Consider the following 12,136-nt stretch of genomic DNA (forward strand, 5'->3'; position numbering starts at 1 on the left):
CATTTACAGCAGCTCGGTCTGTTCACTCTGGCTGGGCAGAAACTCCGCGTAGCGTTTTTCCCAGTCGTCGAGTTTCTTCAGGTAGGCATCGGCGTTATACGGGCAGTCTTTTGAGTCAAAGCCTTCCAGTGGGCGCGCCACCTGCCAGTCCGGCGTTCGCTTCTTTTCCCCATAGGTGAGGAAGTACGTCACTTGCTCGCCCATACGCGGCTGCGGGTCCATTTTTAGCGCAACCTCCAGTGAGGCCCGGCGAGGCTTCTTCGAGGTCTCCACACTCTTGCGGTACACCTCGGGGTTCATAGACAGATACTCACGCTTGGCCAGCTCCTCGACCGGCATCTCGCCGGACGTAATGGATTTTCGATACGTATCGAGCAGCGCCTGGGGAGGCTCCGCATCCATCCCCAGCAGATAGCGAATGAGCTGGTCGGTCAGCGCCTTGAGGTAGGGCTCGATACCGCGCGAGCGCAGCGCCGACCCACGGATGCGCAGCTGCTCGCCGTCGTACAGGGCATAGTTTTTGGCCTTGTAGCAGAGCATGGCCGGATAGCTCCCGTCGTACTCCAGATCGATGCCGACTGGCATATCCCCGGCGACGCGTTTGAGCAGCCCCTCGGGATTTGCGAAATCCTTTTCCGAGCTCACGTAGATACCGTCGGTATCGGCCTCAAGCACGGTGCAGCCCTCCTGCTCGAAGGCCTCGATCAACTTGATCAACAGCTCGCGACCGCGCCGGGTGACCTCCGCCGCCAGTTCGCTGTCCGCGAAGCGCGCCCCGCCAAAACCCAGGTAACCGTAGAAAGAGTTGATGAGGATCTTAAAGCTCGCCTGCCGCGCCTGGTACTCGGCCCGCAGCTCGGCGCTCTCGGCCTCGCGGGCGAGCGCCTTGTACCGCAGGCGTTCCTCACGCAGCTCCTTTAGCATGGGGATAAAAATACCGAGCGAATCGCCAGCCGGGTTGCGGCCGATGTGCAGCAGCAGGCTCGGGTAGAGCGAGGCCACGTCATAGTGGAGCACATGTTTATACACGCCGGTGACAAAGCTGCGCGAGTACGCCCCCTCGAAGCGGTCCACCGGCGGCGGATCGGGCAGCGCCTGCCCGGCGTGGAAATACTTTTCCAGAAACAGCAGATCCACCTTACCACCCGTGCCGCGCAGGCAGGTCTCCTGCAGCGTCATAGGAAAGCTCTTGATCTGCGCCACATAGGTGGGCAGCAGCAGCGCAGCCACGCCCTCGGTCTCGCGCAGGTCGTCCCCGAGATAGCTCAGAAATGTTTCCCGATCCTCAGCGAACGCCTTCTGGATGTCATGAGCTTTCAGATACGTGCGCGTCTCGCGGTCAGAGATGCCGAGGTGGACGGCGACCTCTTTCAGAGAATACGAGGCCAGATCGCGCGTGGTCACATCGTAGATCTGAATCATCAGATAGGTATCGAAAACAGTGCGCCCCGGCAGGTCGCAACGCGGAAAGTCGATCCAGCGCTCGGCAATGCGGATACGGCTGTTGCGGAACGAAGCCTCCTGGCCAAAGCGTCCCCATCGGCACGGCACCTTGAAGCGGCCACAACGCCGCCGCAGATACTCCAGATCGAACTTGAAAATATTGTGCCCCTCGATGACATCGGGGTCCAACTCCTCCAGCGCGTCGTTGAGCGACTTCAGCAGCACGCGCTCGGCCGCATCCGTCATCTCCTCCAGCACGAGCGTATGATCCTCGCCCCCCATGCTCAGCCCGATGGCCAGCACGCGGTCCTCCTTGCGGCGTGGGCTGGGGAACCCGCCCTCCTCTGAGCAGGCCGTCTCGATATCGAGCTGGCAGCGGCGCAACTGGTCAAAGCGCAGCCCACCGAAAAGCCGGTCACGGGTCTCCAGCAGATACTGCTGCTCCAGCGGTTTGACCGCCACCACGTCCTCACGCGGGGTCTCTTTTAAAAACGCCTGATAATCCTCCGTATCCTCGAAATGCTCCAGCCGGTCAAAGCTCCCCTTTCCCGCCAGCGGCTCACCGCTACCCCTGCGGCACCAGGCGTAGGGGCTAAAGTCCACGCGGCGAACCGTGCGCGTCCCGTCTGCGCTGGCTTCAGCCAGGTGGATGCCGCCCTCGGGATCAGCCCACAGGCCGCACAGGGAAGGTTTTTCAGAGGTATCAGACATGCTCCGCCCACGCTGACTGCCGCCGCCGCGAAGTTCAACCCGTAAGCGACCTGCTTGGTGTGATTACCGGCCAGTGATACGGCCAACCGCGCGCTCATCGGTGATTGGGCTTGATGAGTCCGGCTGCGAGCCGCTTAAATCGGGGCATGATTTTTTCCAAATACCACGCTCTCGGTAATGACTACCTCGTGCTCGACCCGCAGGACTGCCCGCAGTGCCCCTCCCCCGAGGACACGGTCAAGATCTGCCACCGCAACTTCGGGCTCGGCTCGGACGGCATCCTCTACGGCCCCGAAAAGACCGACGAGGCGGACTTCGCGCTGCGCATCCTCAATCCGGACGGCAGCGAGGCTGAGAAAAGCGGAAACGGCCTGCGCATTTTTTCGCGCTACCTCTTCGACACCGGTCGCGTCAGCGGTGAACCTTTTACCGTGAAAACGCTGGGCGGCATCGTCACCTGCGAGGTGCGTGACGGCGGCGATGAGATCGAAGTCGAGATGGGCAAGGTCAGCTTTGACAGCGAAAAGATCCCCGTCATCGGCGAGCCACGTGAGGTACTCGACGAGCCGATTGAAATCAAGGGTAAGACCTGGACGAGCTACGCCGCCACTATCGGTAACCCGCACGTCGTGCTGCCGATGGAAAAAGTCACCAAGGAGCTGGCCTGCGAAATCGGACCGATCCTTGAGACCATGATCGGCCGCTTCCCCAACCGCACGAACGTACAGCTGCTTCAGATCATCGACCGCAACAACATCAAGATCGAGATCTGGGAGCGCGGCGCGGGCTACACCCTCGCCTCCGGCTCCAGCAGCAGCGCCGCCGCCGCCGTCGCCCACAAGATGGGTGCCTGCGACAGCGACATCACCGTGCACTGCCCCGGCGGCGACATCGGCATCCGCATCGGCGAGGACTTCGCCATCAACATGGTCGGCCCCGCCACCCGCGTCGGCCGCTATGAGATGGACGAGGCCGTCCTCAAGCAGACCCTGCCTGAGGCGTAGTTATGCTTTGGGGCTCTGCACCCCCATACCCCGCAGTGCGTGACCGCACTGGACATTGATGGGGCGTTGCCCCATTGCACGCAGTCAATGGTAATTGGCCCACAAAGTTGCCCCTCCCGGAAGAGAGGCGAGCTGACTTTGTGTGTGTTGGCGTCAATCGCCACTACCCATACCGACGCGTTGGCGGCGACATCAGTGGTGCAGGACTATGTCCTGCTAGCCGCAGCTTCGTCGCGGAAGGCCTGCTGCGTACGGGTAAGGCTGCCCGCCCCCGACCAGACGAGCACGATGTCGCGGCTCACCGGCTTCGGGGAGACGGAGTGAAACCCGACCTGCCGGTGCTCCATCTGTGTGGCGGCCATTTTAGGGATAAAGGAAAAACCCAGCCCGCTCTCCACGAGCGAGACGACGGTCTCCAGCTGTGAGCTTTCGATCGAGACTTTCGGGCTCAATCCGGAGGACTCACACAGGGAGATACTCTGCCGTCCCAGGCAGTGCATGTCTTTCATCACGATCATCGAATGCTCGGCGAGATCGTCGAGCTTGATGCGGCGGCGCTTATTCAGAGGACTGTTTTTAGCCACGGTGACGAGGAGCTCGTCCTCGAAAAGCGTGATGGCCTCCAGCTCATCCTCCCACGGAAAAGGTCGGCTCATCAGAGCGAAGTCCAGTCGTCCATTTCGCAGCGCGGCGACAAGATCATTCGTGGTGTCCTCGACGAGTGAGAGCTGCATCTGCGGGTACTTCTCCAGGCAGCGCTCCATCAGCGACGGCAGTAAAAAAGGTGCGATCGTCGGGATGGCCCCGAGGTTGATTTTTCCGCAGGTCTGGTCGTTCTGGGCCTGCGCCTCGTCGCGGATGCACTCGGCCTCCAGGAGGATGCGCCGGGCGCGCGGGAGCATCGCCTCCCCAAAGTGCGTGAGCAGTGCGCCCTTGCGGGTCCGGTGGATGAGCGGCTGCCCCAGCTCGTCCTCCAGCTTCATAATCTGCTGGCTCAGCGAAGGCTGGGACACGTAGCACGCCGCCGCCGCCCGCGAGAAATTTCCCTGCCGGGCCAGCTCGACGAAGTAGCGCAGCTGATGCATTTCCATAATAGTCTTAAACTATGAAGCGTATAATAACTATGTATTTCCCCAATGGAAGTTTTTTCACTATAGTCTGCGTTAACAAACCAACCGTTAAACGTCATCTAACCCCAGCTACTCGATAAAACTATGGCCAAACGACTGACCACCTCCGCCGGCAATCCCATCGCCGACAACCAGAACTCCCTCACGGCCGGCGCACGCGGCCCCCTGCTGATGCAGGACTACCAGCTGCTGGAAAAGCTCGCCCACCAGAACCGCGAGCGCATCCCTGAGCGCGTCGTCCACGCCAAGGGCTGGGGAGCCTTCGGGACATTTACCGTCACCCATGACATCACCCAGTACACCCGCGCCAAGGTCTTCTCCGAGGTCGGGAAAAAGACAGAGATGCTGGCCCGCTTCTCGACCGTGGCCGGGGAGATGGGTGCCGCCGATGCCGAGCGCGACGTGCGCGGCTTTGCCCTGAAGTTTTACACAGAGGAAGGCAACTGGGACCTGGTCGGTAACAACACCCCCGTGTTCTTCGTACGCGACGCCTACAAGTTCCCGGACTTCATCCACACGCAGAAGCGCCACCCGCGCACCAACCTGCGCTCCCCCACCGCGATGTGGGACTTCTGGTCGCTCTCGCCGGAGAGCCTGCACCAGGTCACCATCCTCATGAGCGACCGCGGCCTGCCTGTCTCGCCCATGCACATGAACGGCTATGGCTCGCACACCTACAGTTTCTGGAATGACAAGGGCGAACGCTTCTGGGTAAAGTTCCACTTCAAGACCCAGCAGGGTCACAAGCACCTGACCAACGCCGAGGCCGCCAAGGTCGTGGGCGAAACCCGTGAGAGCTATCAGGAGGCCCTCTACGGTGCCATCGAGGAGAAGAACTTCCCGAAGTGGGATGTGAAGGTGCAGATCATGCCCGAGAAGGACGCTGAAAAGACGCCCTACAATCCCTTTGATCTGACCAAGGTTTGGCCACACGGCGACTACCCGCTGATCGACGTCGGCGTAATGGAGCTCAACCGCAACCCGGAGAACTACTTCACCGACATCGAGCTGGCGGCCTTCTCGCCCTCAAACATCGTGCCCGGCATCAGCTACTCACCGGACAAGATGCTCCAGGCCCGCGTCTTCTCCTACGCCGACGCGCACCGCTACCGTCTGGGCACACACTATGAGGCCCTGCCGGTCAACCGCCCGAAGAGCGCCGTGAACCACTACCACAAGGACGGCTCCATGCGGTTCTTTGACAACTTCAATGAAAACCCGGACGCCTACTACGAGCCCAACTCCATGAACGGCCCGCAGGAAGACCCGTCCGTGGCCGAGCCGCCTCTGCGCATCGACGGCGATGCCGACCGGTACAACCACCGCGAAGGCAACGACGACTACACGCAGGCGGGCGATCTCTTCCGCCTCTTCAACGACGAGCAGAAGCAGCGCCTCTTCAGCAATATCGCCGAGGCCATGGACGGCGTGCCCGACGAAATCAAGCTGCGCCAGATCAGCCACTTTGCAAAGGCTGACCCGGCCTATGGTGAAGGCGTGGCCAAGGCCGTCGGGCTGAGTGTCCCCTCCTGATCAGGGGGCAGAGCTTCGCGCAACCACCAACGACAGAGACCGAACCCTTTCGTCATATGCAGACCGAGACCGACAACCCCGCCCCAGCCGTCCTGAGTGAAGCCGAAGAGGCCCGCTATGCGGAGCTTCAGCGGCAGGCGCTCGACTTCGCACGCCATGGTGAGACCGAGACGCTCCAGCTCATGGTCGAGGCGGGGCTGCCGGTCAATCTCTGCGACCACAAGGGCCAATCCCTGCTCATGCTCGCCAGCTACAACGGCAACCTCGAAACGACCGAGATGCTGCTTGCACAAGGAGCAGAGGTGGACCGCTGCAACGACCGCGGCCAGACACCGCTCGGAGGCGTCGCCTTCAAGGGCTATCTGGATATCGTCCGGCTGCTGGTCGAGCACGGTGCGGATATCCACGCGGACAACGGCGGCGGCATGACGCCGATTTCGTTCGCCGCTATGTTCGGGCAGCGTGACGTAGTCGAGTTCCTGAAATCAAAAGGTGCCAAACTGCGCATGCGCGACCACTTCCTCGGGCTGGGCGGGTCCTTGCTCAAGCGGGTCGTCAACTAACGCGAGCAGGCACCCGGCCGCATCGTGGATAACGTCTCACTTACGGCGACGGGGAGCGGATGGCTTTAGCCTACCCTGCTCCAGCTCGCGCACAAGGCGGGCCAGCGTGCGTATCGATTTCTGGATACGTTCATCATAGGGATAGCCGCAGCTGATGCGAATCCGATTACGGATATCCGTGTGCGGGCAAAATATCTGCCCCGGCGCGATGTAGATAGACTCCTCGGCAGCCATGCGGTGGAGATCCAGCGCATCCACACCCTCGGGCAGCTGCACCCACAGGTAAAAACCGCCCGTGGGTCGACTCAGGGCCGTACCGGAGGGAAACGTCTCAAGAATGGCTTCGCTGACCTGCTCCACCTGCGTGCGAAAAGCCTGGCGGAGCTTACGCAGATGACGCTCCATCGCCGCAGATTCCAGATAGCGCGCGATAGCCATCTGATTGATAGCGGGCGTGGTCGTGCTGGAGATATACTTCAGCCGACGGGCCTGCTCCGTATAGCGACCGGCAGCCACCCAGCCCACACGCAGCCCCGGTGAGAGTATCTTTGAGAAAGAACCGCAGTACAGCACCTGCCCGTCTCGGTCGAATGCCTTGACCGGTCGCGGGCGCTCGGGGCCGAAGTGGAGATCGCCGTAGACATCGTCCTCCACCAGCGGAATATCGTGGTCCGCCAGCAGGGCCATCAGGCGTTGACGACCGGCCAGGCTCATGCAGCCGCCACCGGGATTACTGAAGCTGGGCACGATAGCCACGGCCTTGACCCGATGGCGTTCGATCGCTGCCTCCAGTAGGTCCAGATCGATCCCCTCCTCACAGGTGCCGGGAATCGGCAGCGCACGCAGCCCGAGGCTCTCCAGCAGCTCCAGGATGCCAAAGTAACAGGGCGACTCCACCGCCACGATATCACCGGGCCGGGTGACGGCGCGTATCGCGATATTCAGCGCCTCCATCGCCCCGCAGGTCACGACGATCTCCTCCTGCGGGACCGGGCAGCCGCAGGCCGCGAAGCGCTGCGCCAGCTGCCGCAGCAGATCAGGATGCCCGGGTAAAATATCGTAGCGTCCCAGACGCTCGGGCTGCTCGCGCGCCACCTGTGCCAGACAACGCGAAAGCCGCTCTGCCGGCAGCAGCGAGGGATCCGGTAAGGCCGCGCCGAGTGGGACCATCTTCGGATCACCAGCCTGCCGAAAGACCTCGGCCACGATGTCGGACACTCCGACCGTGCTGGGCTCCAGCGTACAGACAGAGGGACGCGGCTGCGGTGCCTGCTCTACCCGACGGGGACGTACGAAGAAACCGGACTTAGGACGGGCCTCCACCAGCCCCCGTGCCTCCAGCAGGGAAAGCGCCTGCATCGCACTGGAGGCGCTGACCCGCTCGCGTGCGCACAGCTGGCGCACCGAGGGCAGACGCTCGCCGACCCGAAAGACCCCCTCGCGGATCTGCGCGTCGAGTTGCCGGGCGATACGCTCGTACAGGCATTCACTGTCCTGCGCTTCAACGTTCATATCTACACGGTAACAGATTCATCGAAACAGTACAGATACAGTTTTAACAAAATCAAACCAGTACAGATAGCCACAACCGAACTGTGCCGGTAGCATTTCCCAGCGGCTGCCTCTGTGCCGCTACTGCCCAATCTGTCATACTCGGGGCATGAACTCACTGCTGAGCAAGATCCTGTTCCTGCGCCCACGTCAAAGCTCCGCCTCAGGAGAAAAGCGACGTGTCTGCACGCATGCGGTGAGTTCAGCCAAAGCTCCTCAGGCACGCACGACTTTGATCGATACTCCTGAGCAGCTGCGTACCCGCCCCAGGGGCAGACGCCTCGTACTCTGCGCTAGTCGCTGCCTGACGATTTCCCTCACCGAGGGAGAAGATAACCCCGATGCCGAAAGATGAATCTGTAAAGGTGAATGCCGCTAACTCGATTCACCGATAGACCCATACAGCTTCTGATGTTGTATCCTTGCAGTGGATACATCGCTCCGAGGGCAGTATCTTTAATACAAAGGAGCTGGTGGATTATTTTACCTGAATATGGGTATTTATCGCGGATCGGTCAGGTATCTGCTGGCCATGGGGCAGGATTTGCCACAAGCTCATCCTCACCACGTTAAAGCATGTCTGGTCCAGTCACAGGAAAAACCTACGCTGAGGGTGAAGGCCCTCCCGGAAACTGGCGTTCATGGCTGATCTGGGGCAGTGCCGCGGTCTTCTATTTATACGAGTTTTTCGTGCGTGTCGGCCCCTCTGTGATGGAGAAGGACCTGCAGGATGTCTACGGTGTCAGTGCCGGGATATTCGGCTTTGCGACGGGCATCTACTACTACATTTACGCACCCATGCAGATCGCCGTCGGCCTGCTGCTGGATAAGCTCGGCGTCAGGCGTGTGCTCGTACCCGCCGCCATCTTGTGCTTCCTCGGCTGCCTGCTGACGGTCCTCGTGCCAGACATTGTCGGCTTCGGACTGGGGCGCGCGCTCATGGGCTTTGGGTCGGCCTTCGCCTTTGTCGGGTGTATGCATCTGGCCACTGTCTGGTTTCCCGGGAATCGTGTGGCCCTGCTCTCCGGGCTGACTACCACGCTCGGGATGGCCGGTGCCATCTTCGCCCAGCGGCCTCTGGTCGAGCTTTTCAACGCGGTCGGCTGGCGTGAGACCTGGGCCTTTTGTGGCCTCGGTGGTGTCCTCATCGCGTTCGCCATGTGGATCCTGATCCCGAAGCCCCCGCCCTGGGTGGTCCCCGAGGATGAAGAGGCCAGCACCGTCCTCAACGGTCTGAAGGCCGTGGTCAAAAATCCGCAGAGCTGGATCATCGGCTTGATTGGCTCAGCCCTCTTTTTCAACCTCAGCGTCTTCGGTGCTCTGTGGGGCGATGAGTATGTGGAAACCCTGACCGGGGCCGATGACCGCAGTGCCGCCAACGCCATTTCGTTCCTCTACGTGGGCTGGGCCGTAGGGGGTCCGCTCATGGGTGCCATCTCCGACCGGCTGGGCAAGCGTAAGCCCGTGCTGATGGTCTCGCTCATCGCCACCGCGGCCGTGAGCGCGCTCATGCTGACCGTCAGCCACATGAGTATGTGGGAGTGCAGCGCACTACTACTGCTGCTCGGGCTCGTCTCCAGCGCGCAGGTCATCTGCTTTGTCTGTAGTCTGGAGCATAACCCGGACTGGGCCTCGGCGACCGCCATATCCTTCTGCAACCTCGTGGTCATGCTCATCGGCGGCATTTTCCAGCCGATTGTGGGCTGGATTCTCGACCTGCGCACAGAGGGAGCGCTTCACCCGGTCTACACGGTAACGGACTTCCGGGTGGCCCTGCTGAGCATGCCCATCATCGCCGTCATCGGTATCGTGGCCGCCCTCTTCCTCAAAGAATCCTACGGGATCAAAGAGGATACCTTCGAAGCTCTCGGCGAGGAGTAGCCGATACCACCGAAGCGCACAAATGCTCAGGGCTGCGGCTCTTCAGCGGACGAAGTATCGACTGACCACACCGGCCACTTACCGCTGTAGTCCTTCTTCTCCTGACCGATTTTGAGCTGGCTCATCAGGATGTCTACCTCGGGCCGGGCGTTATCGATAAAGCCCATCGACCAGGTGCGGTCTGCGCCGTTGTCATACGGGATTTCCCGCTCAAAGGTTTTCACCCATGGGTCGCCTCGGTGCTGCTGTTCACGGATCTCGACCTTCACCTGTGTACCGGGTGCAAGCAGCAGGCGATGCGAGCCGTCAGGCATGCGCTCCAGGTCCTTGGCATACAGGTCAGCGATCTGCTCGTGCTTCCAGGCACCATCCTCCCAGACGGCGAGCCAGGAGTTTTTACGCAGGTTGTAGACCACAAAGGGCGTGCCATCCGGATACCAGGACACCAGCACACGGTTGATCAGGCGCTCCTCGGTCTGCGGTCCGGTGTCCACCAGCACGCAGTGCGCAAGCATTTCATCGAAGTCGATTAGCTCGCCCAGATCGGTGCCATCGGCAGACTGCCAGGTGCCGCTCTCGGGCAGAAAGGTCGCGAAGTACGCATTGCGGGAGCCCATGTTGTGGCCATTGGGGCCACCACGCATCACCCACACGAAGTGCACGCGGTCGGGGTGCTCGCCATCGGCAGGCTGCAGGATATCGTGAAAAGCGTACACCTCGTCAATCCGGTCGGGGTCCTGCTGGGCCGAGTCAATCGCCGGGATATGCTTTGACCAGGTGCGGCCACTATCATCTGAGTAGACATACCCGAAGGGGCGATACGGCCAGTGAATGTCCTTGGTCTGGCTGTAGAAAATATAGACCCGCTCACCCACGGTGATGATCATCGGGTAGCAGTTGTTCTCCTCCTCGATGAGTTGATACTCCCAATCCCCTTCCATCTCGTGCGGAGCCGGGGAGCGAGCCAGTTGCAGGTTGTCACTGTGGTCCGCCCAGGTGACGAGCAGGCTGCCGTCCGGAGCCTGAGCCATATTTGGGTAGTTGTGGTAGTCCCAGGTGCCGTAGTACTCCAGGCGGTGAATCTCCTGCTCGGGCGTCCACTGGCCGGTGGCATGATCGTAGCTGCGCCCCATCACGCTCATGCCCGGGCCGTTCCAGCAGACAAAGGTCTTATCGACGACCGGGTCATAGAGCCCGTAGCCGTGCGGACGGCGGCAGCCATAGGTAGCATCAGAGGCCAGCCGCGTAAAAGCCGCGTCCGGCGGTGTAGCAGGCGCCTCAGCGGCACGGGTGGTGCTAAAGGGGAACAACATTGCAAAAGCCAGCAAAGCCAGCCCTGCGGGGGTACGAGCGGTCTTCATTGCGAGCAGTGTAGAACAAACGCGCCGGGTTTGTCCGCACCGGAAAAAACGACATTCATTCAAACGCATTGAATCGCAACACCGCTGTGGCAATTTACCGAATGGCCGCGCAGACGCGCCCCCTTCAACGCTTTCCCGAGCGGGGCTCGAGGGTGAACCGAAAGGCCGGGACCCGTCCGTCGAGGATCTCCCGCAGCGCATCAGCGGCCTCGCACAGCGCTGCCTGCCAGGCGTCCACATCCAGCAGGTAAATAAACCGCGCCACCAGCCCGACCGAGAAGCAGACCGGCCCCTGCCCCGAGAGCATCACGGGGACGGCCAGGCGCAGGATGGCGGAGTTCTCCTCCTGATACTCCAGTGCGTAGCCGCGTTTGCGGATCAGGCGAAGCTGGCGCTCATAGGCACTCCAGTCCTGCTCATAGAGCTCGGGGCGCAGCTGCATCCACCACCGGCTATGACATTGCTTGGCGATCCCCTCCTCGGCATAAGCGATAAAGATCTTGGCGAAGCCGTGAAAGGGCACCAGCGGCCACTCGTAGCCGGCGGGCGAGAATTGCCAGTCTGAGTCCACCGGGCGAAACTCGTCCAGAATCTTCATCGTCATCACCCCCACCCGCGCAAAGAGCGCGCTGGCGTGGCCCGTGCGGGCGCTCAACTCCACCAACACCGGATGCGTCTGCGCCCGCAACGCTGTAGGCAGGGCATAGATATTTGTACCGGTGGCCAGACGGCTCCCCGCACCGGGCAGGTAAAGCCGTTCCCGGTGCTCGACCTCTCCCTCGCGCTCCAGCTCGTCCAGCAGCGCCGAGACCGTCGTGCGCGAGACCGGGCTGAGCAGCGCGACCAACTCCTCGAAGCGGGCGGGCCCCTGCTCCTTCAGGTGTCGCATCACTACCAACGCACGGCTCAGTTGTCCCATCTCGGTATTAGGTCCATTTTTCTGGACTTTTACAAGCTTC

General features: G+C 61.5%; 10 protein-coding genes. 5 read left to right on the forward strand and 5 right to left on the reverse strand.

All coding sequences use genetic code 11. From position 1 onward, the window contains the following. Positions 1-3: 3 nt before the first annotated feature. Complete coding sequence (locus tag K0V07_RS16045; protein ID WP_220622405.1) at positions 4-2,154, reverse strand: DNA polymerase domain-containing protein; 2,151 nt, start codon at positions 2,152-2,154, stop codon at positions 4-6. A 146-nt stretch (positions 2,155-2,300) separates the two neighbouring features. On the opposite strand from K0V07_RS16045, the gene dapF reads away from it, so the two are divergent. Continuing rightward, positions 2,301-3,158 (forward strand): diaminopimelate epimerase, encoded by an 858-nt coding sequence (gene dapF / locus K0V07_RS16050; RefSeq protein WP_220622406.1) that lies wholly within the window; start codon positions 2,301-2,303, stop codon positions 3,156-3,158. 206 nt (positions 3,159-3,364) lie between these two features. Here dapF and K0V07_RS16055 read toward each other — a convergent pair whose 3' ends face one another. Continuing rightward, a complete protein-coding gene (locus tag K0V07_RS16055) occupies positions 3,365-4,249 on the reverse strand; it encodes a LysR family transcriptional regulator (protein WP_220622407.1) in 885 nt (294 codons plus the stop codon). Positions 4,250-4,372: 123 nt separating this feature from the next. Here K0V07_RS16055 and K0V07_RS16060 point away from each other — a divergent pair, with 123 nt between their 5' ends. Further along, the gene (locus tag K0V07_RS16060; protein WP_220622408.1) at positions 4,373-5,821 is read left to right on the forward strand and encodes a catalase; all 1,449 of its coding nucleotides are present in this window, start codon (positions 4,373-4,375) and stop codon (positions 5,819-5,821) included. Positions 5,822-5,877: 56 nt separating this feature from the next. Beyond that, positions 5,878-6,384: an ankyrin repeat domain-containing protein gene (locus K0V07_RS16065; RefSeq protein WP_220622409.1), complete on the forward strand. Its 507-nt coding sequence runs from the start codon at positions 5,878-5,880 to the stop codon at positions 6,382-6,384. Between the two features lie 36 nt (positions 6,385-6,420). Here K0V07_RS16065 and K0V07_RS16070 read toward each other — a convergent pair whose 3' ends face one another. Further along, the gene (locus K0V07_RS16070; RefSeq protein ID WP_220622410.1) at positions 6,421-7,896 is read right to left on the reverse strand and encodes a PLP-dependent aminotransferase family protein; all 1,476 of its coding nucleotides are present in this window, start codon (positions 7,894-7,896) and stop codon (positions 6,421-6,423) included. 148 nt (positions 7,897-8,044) lie between these two features. Between K0V07_RS16070 and K0V07_RS16075 the strand changes: the two genes are divergently transcribed. Further along, on the forward strand, positions 8,045-8,290 hold the full coding sequence (locus K0V07_RS16075) for a hypothetical protein (protein ID WP_220622411.1): 246 nt from the start codon (positions 8,045-8,047) through the stop codon (positions 8,288-8,290). Positions 8,291-8,511: 221 nt separating this feature from the next. Next, a complete protein-coding gene (locus K0V07_RS16080) occupies positions 8,512-9,816 on the forward strand; it encodes an MFS transporter (protein ID WP_220622412.1) in 1,305 nt (434 codons plus the stop codon). A gap of 26 nt (positions 9,817-9,842) precedes the next feature. Here the strand turns inward: K0V07_RS16080 and K0V07_RS16085 are convergent, their stop codons facing one another. Then, complete coding sequence (locus tag K0V07_RS16085; protein ID WP_220622413.1) at positions 9,843-11,177, reverse strand: BNR-4 repeat-containing protein; 1,335 nt, start codon at positions 11,175-11,177, stop codon at positions 9,843-9,845. A gap of 124 nt (positions 11,178-11,301) precedes the next feature. Continuing rightward, positions 11,302-12,096 (reverse strand): hypothetical protein, encoded by a 795-nt coding sequence (locus tag K0V07_RS16090; RefSeq protein WP_220622414.1) that lies wholly within the window; start codon positions 12,094-12,096, stop codon positions 11,302-11,304. Positions 12,097-12,136: the final 40 nt, after the last annotated feature.

This window comes from Ruficoccus sp. ZRK36 (genome assembly GCF_019603315.1).
GTDB lineage: Bacteria > Verrucomicrobiota > Verrucomicrobiia > Opitutales > Cerasicoccaceae > Ruficoccus.